We start from the raw sequence: 24,583 nt of genomic DNA, 5'->3' as shown, positions 1-24,583 counted from the left end.
CGAAAGTTTGCTACGTTTAGTGGAGACGCTCACCAGGGATAACATGATGAACAAATATCGGCTCAGCGATGAAACCCGGATCTGGCAGTGGAAAAATGGCGAAACTACCCACTCGACCACATTGCGACAAATCATCGCCACGGCAGATTTTAATGATGTGACGACCGGCACGAAAGGCGGCTGGATTGACGATGAGCGTGCCCTGTCTCAGGAGGGAGAATGCTGGATCTATGACGAAAACAGCGTGGTGTTCGCCGGGGCATCCGTGTCCGGCAACGCGCGCCTTACCCTGCCGTGTACCCTGAGCCATGACGCCCTTGCAGGCGACAATTGCTGGCTGGACGCGGCAGAAGTCAGCCACGGAGCGCGAATAAGTGACAACGTCACCATTCAGCACTCCTGCGTGCGGGGCGAATGCCATATCTACGGCGACGCCCGCGTCCTGCACAATAGCGTTATCATCGCCGCCAAAGGGCTCACGCCGGATCATGACCAGATCCTGCAAATCTATGACAGGGCGACGGTAAGCCGTTCGCGCATTGTCCACCAGGCGCAAATCTACGGTGAGGCGATGGTGAATAATGCCTTCGTTGAGCACCGCGCCGAGGTGTTCGACTGCGCGATCCTCGAAGGTAATGAACTCAACAACGTCTGGGTGTGCGACTGCGCCAAAGTGTACGGCAACGCCCGGGTGATAGCCGGTTTCGAAGACGATGCTATCCCGACCGTGCGCTACAGCTCGCAGGTGGCCGAAAACGCGGTGGTAGAAGGAAACTGCGTCATTAAACATCACGTTCTGATCGGTGGCCATGCATGGCTGCGCGGCGGGCCGATCATGCTGGATGATAAGGTAGTGATTCAGGGACGCGCGCGCATCAGCGGCGACGTACTGATTGAGCATCGGGTTGAAATTACCGACGATGCGGTGATTGAAGCCTTTGCCGGGGAAACCATTCACCTGCGCGGCGAAAAGGTGATTAACGGCGACCAGCGCATCACCCGCACGCCGCTGCTGGGCGCGTTATAGGGTATAAATCTTCCCGTAAATATTCACATCGTCATAGGCGCCATTCAGGTATTCCGCTTCCCGCAGGCACCCTTCCAGCGTAAAACCGTTGCGCAGGGCAACGCTGTTGCTGCTCTGATTTGCCACCCGACACTTGATCACAAAACGGCGGATTTCGCCGCGCCCGGCGTAGTAGCGCATAAGCGCCTGTAAAGATTGGGAGAGGATCCCCTGCCCCTGGTGGTCTTCATCCAGCCAGTAACCGATGTACGCGGCTTTGTTGGCAGGCTCGATCGCATTGAACGACAGCACGCCGACCAGCTCATCGTTCCTGAAGACCAAAAACATTTTGGCGTAGCCGCGCTGGTGCAGCATCTGGTTACTCAGCACGTTGCGTCGGGTGTCTTCAACGCTTCCGATATGCTGCGCCCAGTCAAACGCGGTTTGCAGAAAGGCTCTGTTTTTGACGACGAGAGTGTGCAGATCGGCGGTATAGCGCTCTTCGACGGCGCGAAGCTCGAGCGCGTCAGATACGGGAATAGTTTCGGATTGTGTTGCGGTCATTGCCCCTCACCCTAACCCTCTCCCGGAGGGAGAGGGAATCGATCGTTAACGCATTACCCGGTCATCAACATACTGACGTTTATCCGGCGCTGGCGGGAAATACTGATACAGCCAGGTTTCGCTGATGGCATCGCCCTGGCAGCGCAGGAACAGGCGCATGTCCACCGGTTCGGTCGAATCCGACGTCGGGTACCAGTCAAACAGAATGCGATAGCCGTCAAACGGCTCAACGTAGAGGATCTCAATCTGCTTCGCTTCGCCGCTGGAGAGCGTGATCACCGGCTCGATGCCTTTTGGCGCAGCGGCCTTCAGGTCGCCACCGACGAAATCGATAGCGAAGCGACGCGCCCACACTTTCGGGTAATTTTCGCCCGGCGCCCAGCCTTCCGGGAACCCACCCATACCGGTACGGGTCGCGTAGACGTTAGCCAGCGGGGAACGCACCGGCGGCATGGCGCTCCAGTACAGGCGATATTTAAAGTCCAGCTCGTCACCCGCTTTCACCGTTTTTTCTGGCTGCCAGAAACAGACCACGTTATCCAGCGTTTCCCCGGTGGTTGGGATCTCCATCAGGCCAACCGAGCCTTTACCCCAGTCGTTGCGCGGTTCAACCCACAGGCTCGGGCGTTTGTTATACCAGCCCATCACGTCCTGATAGTGCGAGAAATCGCGATCGAGCTGCAGCAGGCCGAACCCTTTCGGGTTCTTATCCATATAGGCATTAAACTGCAGCTTCTGCGGGTTGTTCAGCGGACGGCAGATCCACTCCCCGTTGCCACGCCACATCGCCAGGCGGTCGGAATCATGGATTTGCGGGTGAATGGTATCGCACATGCGGCGCTCGTTATTACCGCAGCTGAACATACTGGTCATCGGCGCAATGCCGAGCTGCTTGATGTCCTTACGCGCGTAGAGATGGTTTTCCACCTCCATGATCACCTGGCTCTTCTCGCAGTGGATCACGAATTTATAAGCACCGGTGATGCTCGGGCTGTCCAGCAGCGTATAGACGGTAAAGGTAGTGTCGCCAGGCTTGACGGTTTCAAACCAGAAGGAGGTGAAGTCCGGAAACTCTTCCGGCGTGTCGGTAAAGGTATCTACCGCCAGGCCGCGCGCGGAAAGGCCGTACTGGTAAGTATCGTCCACCGCACGGAAGTAGCTCGCCCCGAGGAAAGAGACGATATCGCGACGCGCCAGTTCAGGCGCTTTAAAGGCGCGGAAGCCCGCAAAACCGAGATCGCTTTGCCCTTCCAGCTGTTTGGTATCCACCCCCGTTTCACCGTAGCTGAACAGCTCCGGGCGGAAGTGGATCTCGCGCGCCATAGAAGTGGACTGGTCCAGCGAGAACATGCGCACGCGGCGGCGGAACCCCATTCCCATATGGAAAAACTGCACGTCCAGCTGACGCCCTTCAATGTTGTTCCACAGAGACTGCTTCTCATCGTAGCGGATGGCGTTGTACGCCTGCGGCGTCATGGTTGCCAGCGTCTCCGGCAGCGGACGCGGCGCACCGCCCCACGGGGTTTTCGCCAGGTCATGCGCCATGGATTGCAGTACGGAGAAGTCAAAACGACGGCTCTGACCGTCGGCGATGTCAGAGTCAGCAGCGTATGCCGCTTTGGAAAACAGGGAAGCAAGGCCAGAGGTGCCGCTCAGGGCTGCCACTGCCAGCGAGCCTTTTAGAAAACGTCTGCGATTCATGCCTGGAAAAACGTCCTTATGGTCGTGTGAATGTGTTCGCACTCGGCGAAATGACGGCAAGAAAGAACGCACAGCCTAAACAAAAATGGTTAAGAATCCAATTGTTGGCCGGTGATTATCTGAACAAAGTGAGAAATATTTTCTGTCGACCAGAACGGCCCGAAAGTGGTGTAAAGAAAGCCTGGAAAATGTGTAGAAAAATGCCCCGGCGCGACATCGTTCGCCGGGGCTAATGAGGCGGTTATTTTACGCTGACATCGATACCCGGAAAGTACTTATCAGCGAGTTTAGCGATCGTGCCGTCGGCACGTACTTTATCAATCGCGGCATCAAGCTGCTTTTTGGTGGCCTCGTCACCTTTACGCAACCCAAAACCGATCCCACTGCCGAGGATGGTGTCGTCAGACACCGGCTTGCCGATAAAGCCAAACCCTTTCCCCTGCGGCTTGCTGAGGAAACCTGCCTGCCCGGCCGCAGACATGACCAGCGAGGCGTCGATACGGCCATTCAGCAGATCGCCCCAGGCCATATTCTGATCTTTATAAGACACCACGGTGACACCCTGCTTTTCCCAGTGCTCTTTGGCATAGGTTTCCTGGATGGAACCCTGCAGCACGCCGATGGTTTTGCCCTTCAGCCCTTCTGGCGTGGCGTCAACCGCCGTCCCCGCTTTGCCGACCAACTGCGACGGAATACGGTAGATCGGCTGGGTAAAATCAATGCTCTTGCGGCGCTGCCCGGTGATGTTCATCGCCGAGTTGATGGCGTCGAATTTCTTTGCCACCAGCCCCGGGATCAGCGCATCAAAAGAGGTTTCCACCCAGCTGCACTTCAGCGCCGCGGCTTTGCAGATGGCATTACCCAGCTCAACGTCAAACCCTTCCAGTTCGCCTGCCGCATTGCGGCTTTCAAACGGCGGGTATTCGGCTTCCAGACCGTAGCGCAGCTCGGTAGCCGCGAAGGACGAAAAGGTACACAGCAATCCCATGCCGACTATTAACGCGCGTAATTTCATTTCACACTCCTCAGCGAGGTTTAACCCGACACAGGGCCTGGGCACCTGCCCGTAACGTCGCCTCATCTTTCGCAAAAGAGAGACGAATCAACTTATTATCCGTACCGTCCGCATAAAACGCCGACAGCGGAATGGTGGCAACACCGTACTCAACGATCAGCCGTTTCACCAGCTCGCTGTCGCGCTCGTCGCTGAACTGGCTGTAGTCCGCCAGCATGAAGAACGATCCCGCGCTCGGCAGCAGGGTAAACGGCGAATCGGCCAGCAGGCTGTGCAGCAGATCGCGCTTGCGCTGGTAAAACGCCGCCAGCGACAGCCAGGTTTGCGGGTCGACCATATGTTCAGCAAACGCGTGCTGCATTGGCGTATCGGCGGAAAACATTAAAAATTGATGGACTTTACAAATCTCGTCCATCAGAACCGCCGGAGCAACACAGTAACCCACGCGCCAGCCGGTAACGTGATAGGTTTTTCCGAAAGAGGAAATAATCACGCTGCGCTCCGCCAGCTGCGGGTGCGTGGCCATCCCGTGGTGCGGCTCGCCGTCAAACACGACGTGTTCGTACACTTCGTCAGACAAAATAATGATGTCGGTATTGCGCGTCAGCGCCGCCAGCTGTTGCAGGTCATCGGCGGAGAAGACCTGACCGCTCGGGTTGTGCGGCGTGTTGATGATGATCATGCGCGTTTTCGGGGTAATGGCCGCCTGCACTTCATCCCAGTTGACGGCAAAATCCGGTACCGTGAGTTTTATGGCGACAGGCGTCGCCCCCTGAAGACGGACGATAGGCGCGTAGCTGTCAAACGACGGCTCAAAATAGATCACCTCATCGCCCGGATGCACCAGCCCGCTTATGGCCGAATAGAGCCCTTCGCTGGCGCTGGCGGTCACCAGCACCTCGCTGGCAGGGTCATACTGCGTGCCGTAGAGCGCGGCAATCTTATCGGCAATACGTTCTTTAAGCGGCTGCAGGCCGGTCATCGATGCGTACTGGTTATGCCCTGCCTCCATCGCTCGGGTGACCCCTGCGATCAGCTTTGGGTCGCAGGAAAAATTCGGTGCGCCCTGAGAAAGGTTAATCGCGTTATGCTGCGCCGAAAGCTGGCCGATAACGGTAAAAATGGTGGTGCCCACATCTGGCAGTTTGGAGCGCGTTTGTACCGGCGTTCGTAAAGTCATCCTCTTTCCCTTCTCATGGACGTTGCATAACTATTCAAACAACATCTGTGCTGTCGGGACAATCGAATTGTTGTCATAATAGCCATGAGAAAAATGCATAGCTGAGGTGTTTTTATGTCGCGCCGTTCGCTCCCGCTCAATGCCATCGACGCATTTTTAGTCACCGCGCGTCACCTGAACCTCACCCATGCCGCTGCGGAACTGTGTCTGACCCAGGGGGCCGTGAGCCGTAAGATCGCCTCCCTTGAGGCGTGGTTTGGCTTTCCGCTGTTTGAGCGCCATGCGCGCGGGCTGCGCCTCTCTCCGCAGGGTAGCGCCCTGCTTCCGGAACTGCAGTCCGCTTTCGAGCAGCTGCTGAGCGTGGCCGATCGGGCCCGCAGCCCGCACACCGTGATCCGCCTCAAGGCCCCCACCTGCGCGATGCGCTGGCTGGTGCCGCGTCTGCTGGAGGTAGAGCGTGAGCAGCCGGACCTCCAAATCGCGCTGACCACCACCACCGATCACAACGTCAATTTCAAAACAGAACCTTACGACGCGGCCATTGTCTTCGGCACGCACATGAGCGCGGGCGATCTGCTGTTTGAAGAGGCATTGACTCCGGTGTTCAGCCCCGTGCGGGCAGGGGCCGCGCTGGACTCGCTGACGTTTCTTCACCCTACGCGTGATAAGACAGACTGGTCGCTGTGGCTGACGAAACAGGAAGGTCCGGGCTTTGTCATGCACAAAAATCAACACTTCGACACAATGGATCTGGCGATTACTGCGGCCATTCAGGGACTCGGCGTGGCCATTGCCGACGAAACGCTGGTCGAAGAAGATATCCGCGCAGGCAGGCTGATGAGCCCCTGTGAGAGCAGCGTCAAAACCGGCGCCAGCTACAGACTGGTGCTGCGCGAAACGCCAGGCGAAGAAAATGGTCTCGCGGCGTTTCGCGCCTGTTTGCTTAATCGAGGCTGACGTGGTGCTTCATTACCCGCTTAAAGAGGCTCATGCGGGCGCGCATAAAGCGGTTTTCAAGCCTGAAACCTGCATGTTTATTCACTCCGATACGTAACAGCACATCCCGCCCTTTGCGGCAGGCGGGCCAGTGCGTCGGCCCTGGCAGACTGTCGCGGCGACCTGCGTCTCGCGCAAAGCTCACCCAGTAGTCGGCCATCTGGGCCGCAAACGCCAGATCCCGTTCGTTGACATACTGGCGCGAAGGTTCCACCTGGCCGAGGGTATCGAACACATACGGCACTTCATTGCCATGCCAGGCGCCGTTGATATAGGTGGCGTGTTCCGCTTCGGCCACATAATCAAACCAGTAACGCCAGCAAAGCCCGCCGACGCGCTGCTGGGCCTGCATGACCACATAGCCCATCGTGGTGAACGCCATATCGCGACACACCTGCCTGCCCAGCTCCTCATCGCCTTTCACGCCAGGATAGAGCAGCTTGATCAACCCCAGGCCAAAGCGGCGTTCGCGGCGAAGCTTCTGGATTTCCCCGGCGAGATCGACACCAAACACCGCCATCACGCTGGCTTCATCGCTGTTGGAACCAATCATCACCGGCACGGGATGCTGGCGGGCCGCGAAAAAGACGTCCAGCATGGCCTCGGGCAGAACGCAATCGCCAACGATAGGCGCCGGGGCGATGTTGAGCGGCGCAGTGAGCGGCCAGAACGCCTCGGGCGGGATCGCGCGCAGCTGTTCTGCCGTCGCGTTCTGCAGGCCGAAATGGGCGGCCAGCGCTTCCCCTTTTTGCAGGGCTTGCTTTTTCGGCGTGTCCGGCAGGGTATATCCGCTTTGCACAATCGCCTTATGGAACAACCCTTCCGCCAGCGGCGAGGCCAGCAGCGACAGTACACTACGCGCGCCCGCCGACTCACCAAACAGGGTCACGTTATTGGGGTCGCCCCCAAACGCGGCGATATTCTCCCGCACCCATTCGAGCGCGGCGATCTGGTCCAGCAGGGCAAAATTATGCACCACCCGCTCTTCTTCCCCCTCAAGCGCAGGATGGGCGAAAAAGCCGAGGTGACCCAGACGGTAGTTAATCGTGACCACGACCACGCCGCGCGCCGCCAGCGCTTTGCCGCTATAGGGCGGCAGGCTTCCGGCACCGATCGTAAACCCGCCGCCGTGCAGCCAGACCATCACCGGCAGCGGCCCGCTTCGGTCGACGGGAGACCAGACGTTCAGATAGAGGCAGTCTTCAGAGAACTGACCGGGATCGCCCCCGCCCAGTTCCTGACAATATTCGCTGCTTTGCCAGCTTGAAGGGGAAAAGGATGTGGCCTCGCGAACACCATCCCAGCGTTCTGGCGGCCGCGGCGAGCACCAGCGCCAGTTGCCAACGGGCGGCGCGGCATAGGGAATACCGCACCAGCGGTGTACATTTTCATCGGTTAAGCCAGACAGCGCGCCCAGGCGCGTTTCAACCACAGGGGCGGAAGGATTTTGCATAACGACCTTATTTTTTCCATCACACCCCTGCAGAGTAACGGTTTCAGAGCAAACCGCAACGCTGTTTGCTGCGCGTTTCCGCCTCTTCGTAGAGCGTGAACTCGTCATAAACCTCACAGCCCAGTGCCGTTTCAAACGCATTGCGGCTGGCATTACCGTGGCTGCGCGCCTGGGTTTCATTCCCGAGGTTGGACTGGAAAATCCCTGCCGCGCTCACCGGGAGGAAATCTTCATAGGTTATCGGCTGAGCCACTACCCACCCGCGCTCGATCAGCGGCTGCGGGTCATCGCCTGGGCGAAACGCGTGACGATGGGCCTCTCCCGCCGGGGTCAGGCGGTAGCGAAAATACGCCAGCTCCTGACGGCGCAGGAACATCTCGCTGTCTGGAAACGCACTGAAAATGTCCCGCAGATGCAGCTGGTGCGTGAGATTATCTTTACCCGTTCCGGCCTGGGCCAGCAGGTTATCGTACAGTTCACGGCCTTTCGGGGTCAGCGCCACGCCGCGCTGTTCAATTTCCCCAAAGCGCGCGGTGTGGGTGCCTTTATGTTCCCCGGCGAAAAGCACCGGTTCTTCAAGGGCTTTAAAGCTGGTCTGACGCAGCAGGATCGGCACTTCACGACGCGGCGGGCCTTCGATCAAAATTTTCGGCTCAATGCCGTACTTCGGCATCAGCTCCTGCACCCGGTCAATGTCCAGCGTGCGCGGCGTAAGGTGGTTGATATGACAGCCAGGGAAGCAGACCACGTCAGCAATCAGACGGTGCTCATTACTCAGCGCCAGATAGGTCTCCTGATCGACCGTTGCATGGCGGTGCCAGCGGAAAGTTTCGATAGCTTCCTGCACAAACTCATGCGCCTGCGCTTCGGTAAAGTGCCCTTGCGACTCATGGAGGTCGATAAGTTCCAGACAGCGCGGCGTAAAGATGTTCCGGTGTGAGAGGATTTCTGCCGCTCGCTCGCGTAACGCTACGTTTTCAATCAGTTCAAGGCGCAGCAGTGACGTAAAGATACGAAATGGATTACGACACAGCGCCGCATCGTCAACCGGACGAAACGCCGTTGAGTGGACCGGCACCCCCGCCTGCGAGAGATCGTAATAGCTGACCGGGAACATGCCCATAATGGCAAACATACGACGCAGGGTTGAAAGCTCTTCTGCAGTGCCAACGCGGATCGCACCGTGACGCTCCACGTTCAGGCGCGCCAGCTCGTCGGCGTTCGCCAGTTGTTCATGTAATAGTGGGTTATTTTCCAGAACCGCCAGGTTTACGTCCGCAACCAGTTCGAGCAAGGTGCCGTACTGCGGAACTTCCTGCTGGTACATCGCCGACATAGCCTGCGAAAAATGTTCCCGAATATCATCAGCCGTGATGGTGTTCGCCATGATGTCATGCCTCCAGTGAATATTACCTGGAGTGTAGAGAAGGCCGTTCCTTCCTGGGGGAAGAATTTCTGATTTGTGATCTTAAGACGCCAGTGGTCAAACCGTGTGCTATCGGCTGCTGGCCGGGCACCATGTAACCCTTTTCCAGGATTTCCTTATGATCAATTATGGTTCCGCTTACTAACCCCAAAGGGGTGCTTTTTTTCCAACGTATCGGTTGCAAATTAATCGATTTGGCTACGCCATTATTATTGGCATCAACATTCCTTTTTTTTTCTAAAAGTTAGGACTAATCCGAGCGTTTGTTTACAAGTCCTTCCCACCCATCCATATTTCCCAACCAAGCGAAGCGCAAACGCATCAATAATTAAATATATCGCAACTGCGAATGGCGAAACGCATTTGACGAATGACGCACAGCGACTAGAGTTATTAATCGAACGACGAGTGATACGGAATATTTTCGTATCGTACTGACATAACCAATATATGAATATGAGGTTTAATATGGCAGAGCATCGTGGTGGTTCCGGTAATTTCGCTGAAGACCGTGAAAAAGCATCAGAAGCAGGCCGTAAAGGCGGCCAGCACAGCGGTGGTAACTTTAAAAACGACCCACAACGCGCTTCTGAAGCGGGTAAGAAAGGAGGACAGAACAGTCACGGCGGAGGCCGTAAATCTGATAACTCCTGATCTTATTTAATTCACTTTTAGTATTACCAGAGAGCATGCTGCGGGCCGCCTGGCTCGCAGTACCCTTTCCTTATTTTACCGGAGCGTTATTATTATGAATATGAAAAGTGTTGAGGATGTCTTTATTCATCTTCTTTCCGATACCTACAGCGCGGAAAAGCAGCTTACCCGAGCGCTAAGCAAGCTTGCCCGTGCCGCGTCGAGCGAAAAGCTGAGCGCCGCCTTTACCGCACACCTTGAAGAGACGCAGGGTCAGATCGAGCGTATTGACCAGATCGTTGAACAGGAAGACGGTATCAAGCTCAAACGTATGAAATGTGTGGCGATGGAAGGCTTAATTGAAGAAGCCAATGAAGTCATCGAAAGCACGGAAAAAAATGGAGTCCGTGATGCAGCATTAATAGCCGCCGCACAAAAAGTTGAGCATTATGAAATAGCGAGTTACGGTACCCTCGCCACTTTAGCAGAACAACTGGGCTATAAAAAAGCCGTTAAACTTCTTGCCGAAACGCTGGAAGAAGAAAAAGAGACCGACCTTAAACTCACCGATCTGGCCGTTGGAAATATTAACCAAAAAGCGCAAAAATGACGCTATAACACAGGTTAAATAAAATGAGCATCAGTCCCAGGACAATTAAACGGTGCCATTTAACGGCAGCTATAATATGGTTCATTCTCGCTATCCCTTCCGTTATATGGTGGAAGAACAGCGTGCTATGGGTCATTATCATCAGTATTTACGCCAATATTGTCGGCCATTTATCTGGCTACAGTGCTGCGCGTGCCGATCAGGCTGCTGAAAGTGAGACCAAATAAGCGAACCCATAATGAGGATACAATGATGAATCACGTAGAACACTACCATGACTGGCTACGCGATGCCCATGCGATGGAAAAGCAAGCCGAATCTATGCTGGAATCTATGGCCAGCCGTATTGATAATTATCCTGATGTTCGCGCCAGAATTGAGCAACATATTAATGAGACAAAACGGCAAATTACATTGCTGGAAGAAATTCTCGATCGTAATGGTATTTCTCGTTCGGTTTTAAAAGATTCGATGAGCAAAATGGCCGCACTGGGCCAGTCCATCGGCGGTATGTTCCCTTCTGATGAAATTGTCAAAGGCTCTATCAGCGGCTATGTGTTCGAACAGTTTGAGATCGCGTGCTATACCTCCCTGCTTGCCGCCGCGAAAAAAGCGGGCGATACCGCCTCGGTGCCCGCCATCGAGACGATTCTGGCAGAAGAGCGTGAAATGGCCGACTGGCTGATTCGCCATATTCCACAAACGACGGAACAGTTCCTGCTGCGTTCAGACGCATCGGGTGTCGAAGCGAAAAAATAACCAGGGAGAGTCTGTATGTTTCGACACGTAAAACAACTGCAGTACACGGTTCGCGTTGCTGAACCGAATCCTGGCCTTGCCAATCTTTTACTGGAACAGTTTGGCGGGCCTCAGGGCGAGCTGGCTGCCGCCTGCCGTTACTTTACCCAGGGGTTGAGCGATGACGACCCGGGCCGTAAAGATATGCTGATGGATATTGCGACCGAAGAGTTAAGCCACCTCGAAATCATCGGTACGCTGGTCGGCATGCTGAATAAAGGTGCCAAAGGCGCGTTGGCGGAAGGGGTGGAAAATGAGGCTGAGCTGTACCGGTCCATGACCGAAAACGGTAATGACAGCCACATCACCTCCCTGCTCTACGGCGGTGGCACCCCGCTTACAAACTCCGCGGGCGTACCGTGGACGGCGGCCTACGTTGATACCATCGGCGAGCCAACGGCGGATCTGCGTTCAAACGTGGCCGCAGAGGCCAGGGCGAAAATCATCTATGAACGGCTGATTAACGTCACTGACGATCCCGGAGTGAAAGATGCACTGGCATTTCTGATGACGCGTGAGGCGGCGCATCAGCTCTCCTTTGAGAAGGCGCTGCAGTCCATTCGTAACAACTTCCCGCCGGGGAAACTGCCGCCAATCGAGGAATTCACCAACAAGTACTACAATATGTCTGAAGGTGGAGAGGTCCGCGGAAGCTGGAACAGCGATAAACATTTCGATTACGTTGAGTCCCCCCAGCCTGCCGTTGATGGCGGAGACGGCAGCGCCAGCGTCACGCTCACGACCGAACAGGCTACGCTGGTTAAGGCGATGTCTGCCCGCACGAAGTCCGATCCACATTCCGACCCGCTGACCGGTGCCGAGCTGGGTGCCGGAAAGAGTAAACCGTAATCGGTTTTGCCGGGCAGCCTGAACTGCCCGGCAATTCTCGTGCCCCATCGCTTCAGAGGTACGGACCATGTTCGAACTTGATGCATTCCATCTCGCCAGAATTCAGTTCGCTTTTACCGTCTCGTTTCATATTCTTTTCCCGGCGATCACCATCGGTCTTGCCAGCTATCTGGTCGTGCTCGAAGGCATGTGGCTGCGCACCAAAAACGACGTCTGGCGCTCGCTGTACCACTTCTGGCTCAAGATATTTGCCGTGAACTTCGGCATGGGGGTCGTTTCCGGGCTGGTCATGGCGTATCAGTTTGGTACCAACTGGAGCGGGTTTTCACAGTTCGCAGGGAGCATCACCGGCCCGCTGCTGACCTACGAGGTATTAACCGCCTTCTTCCTTGAGGCCGGTTTTCTTGGCGTGATGATGTTCGGCTGGAACAAGGTGGGGCCGGGGCTGCACTTCTTCTCAACCTGCATGGTGGCGCTCGGCACGCTGATGTCGACCTTCTGGATCCTCGCCTCTAACAGCTGGATGCATACCCCGCAGGGTTTCACCATTGAAAATGGACAGGTCATTCCGCAGGATTGGCTGGCGATTATCTTTAACCCCTCCTTCCCTTACCGGCTTATTCATATGGCCATCGCCGCGTTTCTGAGCAGCGCGCTGTTTGTCGGCGCGTCAGGCGCATGGCATCTGCTGCGCGGCAATGATACCCCCGCCGTACGGACCATGTTCTCAATGGCGATGTGGATGGCGCTGCTGGTTGCCCCCATTCAGGCTGTCGTGGGTGACATGCACGGTCTGAATACGCTTGAGCACCAGCCAGCCAAAATTGCCGCCATTGAAGGACACTGGGAAAATCCGCCAGGCGAGGCCACGCCGCTCCTGCTGTTTGGCCTGCCGGATATGGACGAAGAGCGCACAAAATACGGCCTGGAGATCCCCGCGCTCGGCAGCCTTATCCTGACGCACAGCCTGGACAAGCAGGTTCCGGCGCTGAAAGAGTTCCCGAAAGAAGATCGTCCAAATTCAACTATCGTCTTCTGGTCTTTCCGCATCATGGTTGGCATGGGTCTGCTGATGATCGGCCTCGGTCTGATCAGCCTCTGGCTACGCTATCGCCACCGGCTTTACCGCTCGCGCCCGTTCCAGTGGTTTGCCCTCTGCATGGGGCCTGCGGGTCTGCTGGCGCTGCTTGCAGGCTGGGTCACCACCGAGGTGGGCCGCCAGCCGTGGGTGGTTTACGGCTATCTGCGCACGATTGACGCGGTATCGCTGCACAGTACCCTGCAGATGAGCATCAGCCTGCTGGCGTTCTTCGTCGTTTACTCGTCGGTGTTCGGCGTGGGCTATGTATACCTTATCCGGCTGATTAAGAAAGGGCCGCAGCCCGTCGAGACGCTGACGTCAAACACCGCGGGCACCCCCGCGCGTCCGTTGTCTGCCGCCGAGTCTGTTCCGGAACAGGAGAGAAACTGATGGGCGTCGATATCTCTGTTATCTGGTTTGCCATCATCGTATTTGCCACGCTGATGTACATCATTATGGATGGCTTTGATTTGGGTATCGGCCTGCTGTTTAACTTCGTGGGCGATGCGAAAGAGCGCGATGTGATGGTTAACAGCGTGGCACCCGTCTGGGACGGCAACGAGACCTGGCTGGTGCTCGGCGGCGCGGGGCTGTTCGGCGCGTTTCCGCTGGCCTATGCGGTCATTATTGATGCGCTCACCATCCCCCTCACCGCCATGCTGATCGGCCTTATCTTCCGCGGCGTCGCCTTTGAGTTCCGCTTTAAAGCGACGCCTTCGCACCGTAAATTCTGGGACTACTCCTTCGCCGGCGGCTCCCTGCTCGCCACCTTCAGCCAGGGGATCGTCGTCGGGGCGGTGATCAACGGCTTTGATGTTGAGGGCCGCCGTTTCGTCGGCTCCGCGCTGGACTGGCTGACCCCCTTCAACCTCTTCTGCGGTATCGGGCTGGTCGTCGCCTATACGCTGCTGGGCACCACCTGGCTCATCATGAAAAGTGAAGGCGCGCTGCAAAACCGCATGCGCGAGCTGACCCGCCACGTGTTGCTGGCGCTGATGGTGGTCATCGCGGTGGTGAGCATCTGGACGCCGCTCGGCTGGCAGTACGTCGCCGACCGCTGGTTCACCTTCCCCAACTTCTTCTGGTTCCTGCCGGTTCCGCTGCTGGTGGGCCTGTTCAGCGTGCTGATCTGGCGCCTGACCCGCAACCCAACCAGCCACGCGCGCCCCTTCCTGCTGACGCTGGGGCTGATCTTCCTCGGGTTTAGCGGGCTCGGTATTAGCCTGTGGCCAAACATCATTCCGCCGGACATCACCCTGTGGGAAGCCGCTGCACCACCTGCCAGCCAGCTGTTTATGCTGGTCGGGACGCTGCTGATCATACCGGTGATTCTGGTGTACACCGCCTGGAGCTACTACGTCTTCCGGGGAAAAGTTTCGGATACTGAAGGCTATCACTGAGGAACGCTATGACGGACTGGCATACACGGGCCATTATTTACCAGATTGATACCGCGCTTTTTTACGATATGAACGGCGATGGCTGCGGGGACATCGCCGGGATCGCGGCCAAGCTGCGCTATATTCGCCGCATGGGGGCGACGGTTATCTGGATCACCCCGTTTTACCTCACGCCCTTTCTGGATGAGGGCTATGACGTCAGCGACCATCTGCAGGTGGATCCCCGCTTCGGAAAGCTGGCCGATATCATCGCCTTTATCGAACAGGCCCGGGAGCTGGGCATGCAGGTCATTATTGAGCTGCTGATCCAGCACACCTCGGACGCCCATCCCTGGTTCCAGCAGGCTCGTCGCAACCCCGCTTCGCCCTACCGCGATTACTATATCTGGTCGGACAGCGACGATGACGATACGCCCCCCATGTTCCCCGGCGTGGAAAAAAGCGTCTGGAGCTGGGATGACGAGGCGGGACAATATTACCGGCACATGTTCTACCGCCACGAGCCGGATCTGAACCTGACCTCGCCCGCGGTGCTTAAAGAGATTGAGAATATCATCCTCTTCTGGCTCAAGCTCGGAGTATCGGGATTTCGCCTGGATGCCGCATCACACCTTACGAAGCAGGCGGGCAACGGTGACGAAAAAAAGGGGCTGTGGATCCTGGAGCATATGCGCCGTCTTATCGAACAGCGTAATCCGGACGCCATCCTGCTCGGCGAAGTCGACGTAGACGTTGAGGTTTATAAAGACTATTTCGGCAATAACGACCGCCTGCATCTGGTACTCAACTTCTGGCTCAACAAGTATTTCTACGTCAGCCTGGCCAGAAAAAGCGCCCGTCCGCTGCGCAACGCGGTGAAAAAGATGATCGTCCCGCCTGATTCCTGCTGTTTTGCCAACTGGCTGCGCAACCACGACGAGCTGGATCTCGAGGGAATTAGCAACAAAGATAAACAGTTTGTCCTCGACACCTTCGCCCCTGACGAGGAGATGAACGTCTATCAGCGCGGGATCCGCCGCCGCCTGGCGCCGATGCTCAATGGCGATCCAAAACGACTGGCGTTTTGCCATGCGGTGCTTTTCTCTCTGCCCGGCGTGCCGGTGATGCGCTACGGCGATGAAATCGGCATGGGTGACGACCTGGCGCTGGAAGAGCGCTATGCCGTTCGCACCCCGATGCAGTGGGCGGCCTCACAGGGCGGCGGTTTTTCCGCAGCCGATCCTGAAAAATTTATCGCGCCGATTATCGACCACGGCCCTTACCGCTATCAGAAAATCAACGTCGCCGATTCGCTGCTCCACCGCAACTCGCTTCTGCACCGGATTATCGATATTGCCAATACCCGCTCGGAGTTTCCCGAAATTGCCGTGGCGCCCTTTCGTCTCATCACCCTCGATCATGACGCGGTGCTGGGGATCTATTACGAGACCGACGAGCGCAGCATCCTGACGTTCGTTAACTTTAGCGACCAGCCGGTGACGTTCAGCGCCAGAGGGATCCGCAACGCCACCTGGACCGCCTGCCTCGCGGATAAACGCTACGACGACGCGCTGGTGTGCGGCAAAACCGTCGAGCTGAATCTCAGCGGCTACGGTTACCGCTGGTTCTGGACCCACCGTAGCGCGCTGCGGTGATTACCCTTTCCGGCGGGACAATAGCCGCGTCAGCATCACTCCCGCTACCGCGAGGGCGCCCAGCGCCACCTTGCCCGGCATGCCGGAGGTAACGGACGGCGCACGCGTTTTCGCTTCGTCAGTAAAACGTCCGTGAATTTTATGCAGGTCGTTAATCGGCTGGTCGAGATAGTCCCGGCGATCTGGCGCGTTCAGTTCGTCGGTCATCTGCCCTTCCCACGCCTTTTTCACCATCAACCGATCGAGAAAGCCCGGGAAGAGAAACTGCCCGACTATCGACTGGATAGTGCTGCTTCCCACCCACAGTTCACGCACTGGTTTCTGTGCAACCTTAAAAATGGCGCTGGCGGCAACTTCAGGCTCAAAGACCGGCGGCACCGGGCGCATCGCCCAGGCGAACTTATTCCTTGCCCATTCGAACTGGGGGGTATTGAGCCCCGGCATCTGCACCATGGAAAGCTGCACCCGGCTGTTCTCATGCATCAGCTCGGTACGCACCGCGTCGGTAAACCCACGTATCGCCGCTTTGGCCCCGCAGTAGGCTGACTGCAAAGGAATGGAGCGGTAGGCCAGCGCGGAGCCCACCTGAATAATCACGCCCCTGTCGCGCGGTACCATCAGCTCCAGCGCGGCGCGGGTGCCGTTGACAAAGCCGAGGTAGGTCACCTCGGTCACGCGGCGAAATTCGTCCGGAGTAAGGGTGCGAAACGGCGCCAGCACGGCCCCCATGGCATTGTTGACCCACACATCAATCGCCCCGAGACGGTACTCGATCTCGTTCGCGGCATCCACCACCGCCTGGCTGTCGGCCACGTCCGCCTGCACGGCGTGCGCATTGACGCCAAAGCGGCGTAACTCTTCCTGAGTGGAGTGCAGGCTGGCTTCATCACGGGCAATGATCCCCACGTGGTATCCAGCTTTCGCAAAGTGCAGCGCCGTGGCCTTTCCCACGCCTGCCGTCCCGCCGGTAATGACTACAACTGCCATAGAACCTCCGCATGAGTTCACTCAATTTTGCTGTCCGACAATTTTGTCACCAGTTCAGCCAGTGCAAACTGCACCGCTTTTTCCACCACATCCTGACAGTCTCCGGAGAAAAGGACGGTGCGGGTTTCCGTCTCACCGCCTATATTCCACGCAAAACAGACCGTTCCCGCCGCCGTGCCGTCGTCACCGCCTTCGGGCCCGGCGTAGCCGCTAATGGCGATGCTGATATCTGCCTGCTCAATGTCACGAATACTGGCGGCCATCTCGGTCACCGTCTGCTCACTGACCGCGGTATACCGCGCCAGCGTTTCAGGGCGCACGTTGAGGATCCGCTCTTTTGCTTCGTCGCTGAATACCACCAGCCCGACATCGTAAAAATCGGCGGTGTTCTCTTCTGCGCAGAGCGCCACCGAGAGCTTGCCGCCCGTGCAAGACTCCGCCGTCGTCAGTCGCAGCCCGGCATCGGTTAATTTACTCGCCAGTTTTTTAGTCAGTTCACTGACGGTATAATTTCGGTCGTGAAAAAGATTGCTCATCTTGCCGCCTCTTATTTCTCGAAAGGAATGATTGAAATATGGCCATTGCGCTCAAGTATGGCATATTTAATATCACCCATTTTTGTAATGCCATTATTCTGCCGGGCCGAAACCAGAATGTCATCGCAGGAGACATCGACTTTTTTAAGTTTATCTGCTAAAGGCACACCGTTCTCAACAAGAATGACAGGCGTGCCGTCAAGAATATTCTCCACCGGAGAAAAATATTTCTTCATCAGACCAAAAATAATGTCAACCACCACCAGTGTGGTAATCGTAATCATCGCGCCGGTGACGGAAAAATCCTGCCCCAGCAGCGCCTGCTGCGTCGCTTCACTAATAATTAAAAGCAGAATGAGATCAAAGCTGGTCATCTGCAGCAGCGCGCGTCGCCCGGCTACTTTAAATACCACCACGAGGAACAGATAAATCGCCAGCGCACGAAAGACCATATCCATATCAGGCTCCTACGGGTAAATAAACTGCCAGACGTTAACCTCCGGCTCGTTGTTGACGCGGATGACAGTGTTCCATTTACCGGCTCTGGAAGGCGTCGTGAAGAACAACACGGAGAAGCTGTCAGACTTTTTCAGGTCGTTATAGACCAAAAAAAGCGTTTTTTCGTGGCTATACATTTTATCTGGCTGCGGCCAGACGCTGCCCGGCTCATACGCATCGCTGCTCTCGCTGGTGATGCTTAAGGTATTCATCCCCTCGGCCTTCACCGGAAACGCGAACTGCATTCGGGTCTCGGTCTCCCGTCTGCCAAAGCGTTCATAGTTAACAGTCAGAGATTTAGCGGTATTCGTTTTAGCCGTATCGCTAACCATACCGCTGGAAAAGAGACCGGCAACGGCTGCGATAATAATAGCCAGAAGCACGATAAAACCCACCTGACGAAATGCATATTCAAACCTCAGCAGGCGATAACTTTCATCTATCCCGGGTAAGTTTTCATTTTCACGTTTCATGGCCATCGTCACCGTTTCGCTTATTATCCGATATTTTTGATTTCTAACGCGAATGTTTTTAGGACTTATCACATTTGCCACATAAAGGAATAGCAACAATACTTAATAAGTCAAGACACTTAAAATGAAGGATATCAGATGAAATTATCACTTATTTCCGCTTTTTTGATATTTCTGGTTCCGGCCGCATGGGCAGATAATAACGGCGGGTTACAAAAAGGTGAAGCACCGCCGCCACCGCACGCCCTTGACAGCGGATATCGCGGAACCGACGACGCGCGTATTATGACCATCGATCAGGCAAAACAAATGCACGACGGTGCGACTATTTCATTACGCGGTAATCTAATTGATGGTAGCGGCGATAAGTTTGTATTTCAGGATAAAACCGGAAAAATCGACGTTATTATTCCCCAGGCAGTTTTCGACGGCAGAACGGTCAAACCCGACCAGATGATCAGCATCAACGGTTCGCTTGATAAAAAATCATCCCCTGCCGTCGTGCGTGTTGATCATATGCAGAAATAACTCTGCGAAGCGTTAACGCTGCAATTATCCATCAAATCTCACCCCTTGGCTTAAGGAGTCAGCTATGAGTGATACTACACAACGTACGAACGCTTACCCGCAGCCCCCTTTCCCGGAACAGCCGCAAACGCCACCGGGACTGGCATCTGAAATGCAACCCGTCCCTGACCATGGCGAAACAAGCTATAAAGGACATGGCCGTCTTGCCGGTAAAAAAGCGCTGATCACCGGTGGGGACTCCGGTATTGGCCGCGCGGTCGCGATCGCCTATGCCCGTGAAGGCGCGGATGTTGCCATCAACTATCTGCCTGAAGAAGAAAAAGATGCCGCAGAAGTCATCGACCTGATCAAAGCGGAAGGCCGTAAGGCCATCGCGCTGCCGGGGGATGTCCGGGACGAAACCTTCTGTCAGAATCTGGTCGAGGAAGCCGTGTCGCAACTCGGCGGGCTTGATATTCTGGTCAATAACGCCGGTCGCCAGCAGTACCGGGAGTCCCTGGAAGAGCTGACCACCGAAGACTTTGACGCGACGTTTAAAACCAACGTTTACGCTCCGTTCTGGATCACCAAGGCGGCCCTGCGCCATCTGAAAGCGTCGTCCGTTATCATTAATACTTCTTCCGTGCAGGCGGTGAAGCCCAGCCCCGTACTGCTGGACTACGCCCAGACGAAAGCGTGCCTGGCCGTGTTTACCAAATCTTTAGCCAAACAGCTGGGGCCGAAAGGCATTCGCGTGAATGCGGTTGCGCCCGGCCCTTACTGGACGGTGCTGCAGTCCAGCGGCGGCCAGCCAATGGAGAAAGTGAAGGAGTTCGGCGGCGATACCCCGCTGGGGCGCCCGGGCCAGCCCGTGGAGATCGCTCCACTGTACGTCACGCTGGCCTCGGATGAGTGTTCCTTCACCTCCGGTCAGGTCTGGTGTTCTGACGGCGGTGACGGCGTAATCTAAGTCAGTTTGCTATTTAACCCTTCGCAATGAGCAATAAATGAACAAGGACGTTCGCTTATCGCCCCTCCCAAAAAATATGTTGTAACTCAAACAGATCGAATGTTAAAAATATTTTGCTATCAGGTTATCAAAATTAAACAACTTAGCTTGTCACCCGCATCGCTCTGTTTTTAACATCGCCTATGGAAAAAAATGGTCTGTTCAGTCAGCGCATACGCTTGCGCCATTTGCATACATTTGTGGCCGTCGCTCAACAGGGAACGCTGGGGCGCGCGGCTGAAACTCTCAACCTGAGCCAGCCTGCTCTCTCGAAAACGCTGAACGAGCTGGAACAACTGACCGGCGCCCGGCTGTTCGATCGCGGTCGACTGGGCGCTCAGCTCACCCTGGTCGGCGAACAGTTCCTCACCCACGCCGTTAAGGTGCTGGATGCCCTCAATACCGCAGGCCAGTCCCTGCATCGAAAAGAAGAGCAATCCAGCGAGGTGGTGCGCGTGGGTGCCCTGCCAACCGCGGCGCTGGGCATTCTGCCGCCCGTTATCGGCCAGTTCCACAAGCAGCAGCGGCATACCACAATTCAGGTTGCCACCATGAATAACACCATGCTGCTCGCGGGGCTGAAATCCGGCGAACTGGATCTCGGTATCGGTCGAATGTCCGACCCTGAACTGATGGGCGGTCTTAATTACGAACTGTTGTTCCTGGAATCTCTGAAGCTGGTGGTTCGTCCCGATCACCCGCTGCTGCAGGACACCGTGACGTTAAGCCGCGTGATGGAATGGCCGGTGGTGGTCTGCCCGAAAGGCACCGTCCCGCGTCAGACGGCGGAAGCGCTGCTGCAGATGCAAGGTTGCACGCTGCCTTCCGGCTGTATCGAAACGCTTTCGGCCTCCTTATCACGCCAGCTCACGCTGGATTATGACTACGTCTGGTTTGTCCCCTCGGGGGCGGTAAAAGATGATTTACGCCAGGGCACGCTGACCGCCCTGCCAATCACTTCTCCTGGTGCCGGTGAACCCATCGGCATTTTGACTCGGGTTGACGCGCCACTCTCAACGGGCGCGCAGACGCTGCTGAGCGCTATCCGTAAATCAATGCCGGTCTGACACTTTTCTCCCTTCACCCTAACCCTTTCTGAAAGGCTGAGGGTTCGCCATAAAATAATGCATGCACAGACGGCCCCCTCTCCCTGGAGGGAGAGGGCTGGGGTGAGGGGGAACATACGGCTCTGGTGGCCATTCCGTTCACTTTATTTTCCTTGCTACTCTGTAACCACATGGCCTGTGAACGTGCCAGGGTGGCTCAGTCGCCACCACCCTGGCGACCCGGGCTCCCGGCGGTAAATCGCCGCTTCGCGGTCCCTTCGGCTTATTCCTTCCGGCTTATCGGGGACGGGCGGAGGTAACATCCCTGTAAAGCCCGCCCTCTCGGCGCATCCCTGCGCCTCGCCCCGGCCTGCAGGAAACGCCTCAGCGATTTACAGCCGGACCAGGGCGTCGCTATAAGCCATTCATTTTTCTGAGGCAACATTCATCGCTTCATGTTGAGAAATTACAAGGGGATCCTGCAGCCCCGATAGGGCGAGCAAACTGTTCCATCCGACCTCATTTCCTGCGCCCTAATCATTTAATGCGAAATCATTCATTAACAATTGCGTAAAACAATTTAACAGTTTTATCATAGCGTCGAATTCACCAAATGGTTCGTAAATCATTTTACAACTCCGAATTCACCCGTATTAATCATTGTAATCCCCGACATTATTACCCAACTGGTACACACCCAGCACGACGGGGGGATCTTAAGGAGACAGAAATGGCATTTGGCTGCGCGCCACGTGGGATACCGCGTATCCTGCAGTGGCTCCTTGCCGGACTGATGTTGATCATCGGTCTGGCAGTCGGCGGACTGGGCTTTAAGCTCGTCACCGTAGGCGGAAGTGTTTACTTCCTGATAATGGGCGCGATCATGGTGGTTGCCGCGCTCCTGATTTTCTTCAATCGCAGCAGCGGGATCGTGCTCTACAGTATCGCGTTTATCGCCTCGCTGTTCTGGGCGGTAAGCGATGCGGGCTGGGATTTCTGGCCGCTCTTCTCACGCCTCTTTACTTTTGCCGTGCTGGCCTTTCTCTGCGCCATCGTCTGGCCTTTCCTGCGCGCGGCAAACCACAACGCTGCGAATAAAGCCCCGGCTTTTACCGTTGCGGCCGTTCTGGCGGTGGCGATGCTGGTCAGCCTGGGGTGGATGTTTAAGCCGCAAACCCTGGTGGCGGCGAACGAGCCCGTTCCGGTGAAACCCGTCTTACCCGGCGAGCAGCAGAAAAACTGGGAACACTGGGGCAACACCACGCACGGCGACCGCTTCGCCGCACTGGATCAAATTAACAAGCAAAACGTCAGTGACCTGAAAGTCGCGTGGGTGGCGCACACCGGTGATATTCCGCAGAGCAACGGCTCCGGTGCGGAAGATCAGAACACCCCATTGCAGATTGGCGACACGCTGTATGTCTGCACCCCGTACAGTAAAGTGCTGGCGCTGGACGTGGATTCAGGGAAAGAAAAATGGCGTTATGATTCCAAAGCAACGGCGCCTAACTGGCAGCGCTGCCGTGGCCTGGGCTATTTTGAAGATCGCTCCAGCGTGACAACGTCACAGACCGAGACACAGCCTGCGGCCTGCCCTCGCCGTCTGTTCCTGCCAACCACCGACGCCCGACTGATTGCCATCAATGCGGATAACGGCAAGGTTTGCGAAGACTTCGGTGACCATGGCACCGTTGATCTGAGCATCGGCATGGGCGAGATCAAGCCGGGTTATTATCAGCAGACCTCCACGCCGCTGGTGGCCGGGAATGTCGTTGTCGTCGGCGGTCGCGTCGCGGATAACTTCTCCACTGGCGAACCGCCGGGCGTGGTGCGCGCATACGACGTGCACACCGGTAAACTGGCCTGGGCGTGGGACCCGGGTAATCCGAACCTGACCGGTCTGCCGCCGGAAGGCCAGACCTACACGCGCGGTACACCGAACGTCTGGTCTGCGATGTCTTACGATGCAAAGCTGAACCTGATCTATCTGCCAACCGGTAACGCCACCCCGGACTTCTGGGCGGGCGAACGTACCGCGCTGGACGATAAATACAGCTCCTCCATCGTCGCTGTGGACGCGACTACCGGTCAGGTGCGCTGGCATTTCCAGACCACCCACCACGACCTGTGGGACTTTGACCTGCCTTCCCAGCCGCTGCTGTACGACCTGCCTGACGGCAAAGGCGGCACCACGCCGGTGCTGGTGCAGACCAGCAAGCAGGGCATGATCTTTATGCTTAACCGCGAAACCGGCAAGCCGGTGGCGAAGGTAGAAGAACGTCCTGTCCCGGCGGGTAACGTTGAAGGCGAACGCTACTCCCCGACCCAGCCGTATTCCGTGGGCATGCCGATGATTGGCAACCAGACGCTGACCGAATCCGACATGTGGGGGGCGACGCCTGTTGACCTGCTGCTGTGCCGCATTCAGTTTAAAGAGATGCGTCATCAGGGCGTCTTTACCCCGCCGGGTCTCGACCGTTCCCTGCAGTTCCCCGGCTCTCTCGGCGGGATGAACTGGGGCAGCGTCTCCGTTGACCCGAACAACAGCCTGATGTTCGTCAATGATATGCGTCTGGGGCTGGCAAACTATATGGTTCCGCGTGCTAACGTGGCGAAAAACGCCAGCGGCATCGAGATGGGTATCGTACCGATGGACGGCACGCCGTTCGGCGCGATGCGCGAACGTTTCCTGTCACCGCTGGGCATTCCGTGCCAGAAACCGCCGTTCGGAACCATGTCTGCCGTTGACCTGAAAACCGGCAAGCTGGTGTGGCAGGTACCGGTTGGTACCGTGGAAGATACCGGTCCGCTGGGCATTCGTATGCACATGCCAATCCCCATCGGGATGCCGACGCTGGGCGCATCGCTCTCAACCCAGTCCGGCCTGCTGTTCTTTGCCGGCACCCAGGATTTCTACCTGCGCGCGTTTGATACCGCCACCGGGAAAGAGATCTGGAAGGACCGTCTGCCGGTCGGCAGCCAGTCCGGCCCGATGACCTACGTTTCGCCGAAAACCGGTAAACAGTACATCATCATTAACGCCGGGGGCGCTCGCCAGTCGCCGGATCGCGGTGATTACGTTATCGCGTATGCGTTACCCGATAAGCAGTAACGGATGAAAAAAGGGACCGAAAGGTCCCTTTTTTGTAGATCGGGTAAGCGAAGCGCCACCCGACACGGC

At 56.5% G+C, this 24,583-nt stretch carries 24 protein-coding genes; 14 read left to right on the top strand and 10 right to left on the bottom strand.

Translation table 11 applies throughout. The annotated features are described in order from the left end of the window. Positions 1-46 precede the first annotated feature (46 nt). A complete protein-coding gene (gene ydcK, locus ACWKXT_RS03790; protein WP_454531904.1) occupies positions 47-1,027 on the top strand; it encodes a YdcK family protein in 981 nt (326 codons plus the stop codon). Here the strand turns inward: ydcK and rimL are convergent. The 4 genes from rimL to ACWKXT_RS03770 all read right to left on the bottom strand — a co-directional run bounded on the left by rimL (position 1,022) and on the right by ACWKXT_RS03770 (position 5,466). Then, positions 1,022-1,570: a 50S ribosomal protein L7/L12-serine acetyltransferase gene (rimL, locus tag ACWKXT_RS03785; RefSeq protein ID WP_454531693.1), complete on the bottom strand. Its 549-nt coding sequence runs from the start codon at positions 1,568-1,570 to the stop codon at positions 1,022-1,024. The two genes, ydcK and rimL, sit on opposite strands and share 6 nt — an antisense overlap. Positions 1,571-1,615: 45 nt before the next feature. Next, the gene (locus ACWKXT_RS03780) at positions 1,616-3,271 is read right to left on the bottom strand and encodes a glucan biosynthesis protein (RefSeq protein ID WP_454526856.1); all 1,656 of its coding nucleotides are present in this window, start codon (positions 3,269-3,271) and stop codon (positions 1,616-1,618) included. A 241-nt stretch (positions 3,272-3,512) separates the two neighbouring features. Then, on the bottom strand, positions 3,513-4,286 hold the full coding sequence (locus tag ACWKXT_RS03775) for a transporter substrate-binding domain-containing protein (RefSeq protein ID WP_454526857.1): 774 nt from the start codon (positions 4,284-4,286) through the stop codon (positions 3,513-3,515). Positions 4,287-4,296: 10 nt separating this feature from the next. Continuing rightward, positions 4,297-5,466, bottom strand: coding sequence for a methionine aminotransferase (locus tag ACWKXT_RS03770; RefSeq protein WP_454526858.1), 1,170 nt, complete (start codon positions 5,464-5,466; stop codon positions 4,297-4,299). A gap of 114 nt (positions 5,467-5,580) precedes the next feature. On the opposite strand from ACWKXT_RS03770, the gene ACWKXT_RS03765 reads away from it, so the two are divergent. Further along, positions 5,581-6,423, top strand: a complete 843-nt coding sequence (locus ACWKXT_RS03765) for a LysR family transcriptional regulator (RefSeq protein ID WP_454531692.1) — start codon at positions 5,581-5,583, stop codon at positions 6,421-6,423. On the opposite strand, the gene ACWKXT_RS03760 is transcribed toward ACWKXT_RS03765, so the two are convergent. Both ACWKXT_RS03760 and hglS read right to left on the bottom strand, forming a co-directional pair. Further along, a complete protein-coding gene (locus ACWKXT_RS03760; protein ID WP_454531691.1) occupies positions 6,410-7,915 on the bottom strand; it encodes a carboxylesterase/lipase family protein in 1,506 nt (501 codons plus the stop codon). The genes ACWKXT_RS03765 and ACWKXT_RS03760 overlap by 14 nt on opposite strands. 43 nt (positions 7,916-7,958) lie before the next feature. Continuing rightward, complete coding sequence (gene hglS, locus ACWKXT_RS03755; protein ID WP_454531690.1) at positions 7,959-9,302, bottom strand: 2-oxoadipate dioxygenase/decarboxylase HglS; 1,344 nt, start codon at positions 9,300-9,302, stop codon at positions 7,959-7,961. A gap of 507 nt (positions 9,303-9,809) precedes the next feature. Here hglS and ACWKXT_RS03750 point away from each other — a divergent pair. From ACWKXT_RS03750 to ACWKXT_RS03715, 8 genes are all read left to right on the top strand, one after another. Then, entirely contained in the window at positions 9,810-9,995 is a 186-nt protein-coding gene (locus ACWKXT_RS03750; RefSeq protein WP_004150795.1) for a con-10 family general stress protein, read from the top strand. A gap of 94 nt (positions 9,996-10,089) precedes the next feature. Then, positions 10,090-10,584: a YciE/YciF ferroxidase family protein gene (locus tag ACWKXT_RS03745; RefSeq protein WP_454531689.1), complete on the top strand. Its 495-nt coding sequence runs from the start codon at positions 10,090-10,092 to the stop codon at positions 10,582-10,584. A 23-nt stretch (positions 10,585-10,607) separates the two neighbouring features. Beyond that, positions 10,608-10,811, top strand: coding sequence for a hypothetical protein (locus tag ACWKXT_RS03740; protein WP_013096662.1), 204 nt, complete (start codon positions 10,608-10,610; stop codon positions 10,809-10,811). Between the two features lie 25 nt (positions 10,812-10,836). Continuing rightward, on the top strand, positions 10,837-11,343 hold the full coding sequence (locus tag ACWKXT_RS03735) for a ferritin-like domain-containing protein (RefSeq protein ID WP_080327132.1): 507 nt from the start codon (positions 10,837-10,839) through the stop codon (positions 11,341-11,343). Between the two features lie 15 nt (positions 11,344-11,358). Next, positions 11,359-12,231 carry a manganese catalase family protein gene (locus ACWKXT_RS03730; RefSeq protein WP_080327133.1) on the top strand — a complete coding sequence of 291 codons (873 nt, stop codon included), beginning with the start codon at positions 11,359-11,361 and terminating at the stop codon, positions 12,229-12,231. 67 nt (positions 12,232-12,298) lie between these two features. Beyond that, positions 12,299-13,702 carry a cytochrome ubiquinol oxidase subunit I gene (locus ACWKXT_RS03725; RefSeq protein WP_454531688.1) on the top strand — a complete coding sequence of 468 codons (1,404 nt, stop codon included), beginning with the start codon at positions 12,299-12,301 and terminating at the stop codon, positions 13,700-13,702. Then, complete coding sequence (gene cydB / locus ACWKXT_RS03720) at positions 13,702-14,712, top strand: cytochrome d ubiquinol oxidase subunit II (RefSeq protein ID WP_454526863.1); 1,011 nt, start codon at positions 13,702-13,704, stop codon at positions 14,710-14,712. The genes ACWKXT_RS03725 and cydB overlap by 1 nt, the downstream gene beginning before the upstream one ends. An 8-nt stretch (positions 14,713-14,720) precedes the next feature. Then, entirely contained in the window at positions 14,721-16,346 is a 1,626-nt protein-coding gene (locus ACWKXT_RS03715) for an alpha-amylase family protein (RefSeq protein WP_454526864.1), read from the top strand. Here the strand turns inward: ACWKXT_RS03715 and ACWKXT_RS03710 are convergent, their stop codons facing one another. The 4 genes from ACWKXT_RS03710 to ACWKXT_RS03695 are packed head-to-tail and all read right to left on the bottom strand — an operon-like array spanning position 16,347 to position 18,840. Continuing rightward, the gene (locus tag ACWKXT_RS03710) at positions 16,347-17,333 is read right to left on the bottom strand and encodes an SDR family oxidoreductase (protein WP_454526865.1); all 987 of its coding nucleotides are present in this window, start codon (positions 17,331-17,333) and stop codon (positions 16,347-16,349) included. Positions 17,334-17,350: 17 nt separating this feature from the next. Next, a complete protein-coding gene (locus ACWKXT_RS03705) occupies positions 17,351-17,869 on the bottom strand; it encodes a 2-oxo-tetronate isomerase (protein WP_454531687.1) in 519 nt (172 codons plus the stop codon). 11 nt (positions 17,870-17,880) lie between these two features. Next, complete coding sequence (locus tag ACWKXT_RS03700; protein WP_454526867.1) at positions 17,881-18,327, bottom strand: DUF421 domain-containing protein; 447 nt, start codon at positions 18,325-18,327, stop codon at positions 17,881-17,883. A 9-nt stretch (positions 18,328-18,336) separates the two neighbouring features. Next, complete coding sequence (locus ACWKXT_RS03695) at positions 18,337-18,840, bottom strand: hypothetical protein (RefSeq protein WP_454531686.1); 504 nt, start codon at positions 18,838-18,840, stop codon at positions 18,337-18,339. 138 nt (positions 18,841-18,978) lie between these two features. On the opposite strand from ACWKXT_RS03695, the gene ACWKXT_RS03690 reads away from it, so the two are divergent. From ACWKXT_RS03690 to ACWKXT_RS03675, 4 genes are all read left to right on the top strand, one after another. Then, positions 18,979-19,368 (top strand): YdeI family stress tolerance OB fold protein, encoded by a 390-nt coding sequence (locus tag ACWKXT_RS03690; RefSeq protein ID WP_080327140.1) that lies wholly within the window; start codon positions 18,979-18,981, stop codon positions 19,366-19,368. A 64-nt stretch (positions 19,369-19,432) separates the two neighbouring features. Next, positions 19,433-20,317 (top strand): SDR family oxidoreductase, encoded by an 885-nt coding sequence (locus ACWKXT_RS03685; protein WP_454526869.1) that lies wholly within the window; start codon positions 19,433-19,435, stop codon positions 20,315-20,317. A gap of 182 nt (positions 20,318-20,499) precedes the next feature. Beyond that, positions 20,500-21,423, top strand: coding sequence for a LysR substrate-binding domain-containing protein (locus ACWKXT_RS03680; RefSeq protein ID WP_080327142.1), 924 nt, complete (start codon positions 20,500-20,502; stop codon positions 21,421-21,423). Between the two features lie 709 nt (positions 21,424-22,132). After that, on the top strand, positions 22,133-24,514 hold the full coding sequence (locus ACWKXT_RS03675; RefSeq protein ID WP_454531685.1) for a glucose/quinate/shikimate family membrane-bound PQQ-dependent dehydrogenase: 2,382 nt from the start codon (positions 22,133-22,135) through the stop codon (positions 24,512-24,514). The last annotated feature ends 69 nt before the right edge of the window (positions 24,515-24,583 follow it).

This window comes from Enterobacter sp. UPMP701 (genome assembly GCF_053709515.1).
Note: the sequence above shows the minus strand (reverse complement) of the source record. Positions and strands in the feature narration are given on the sequence as shown.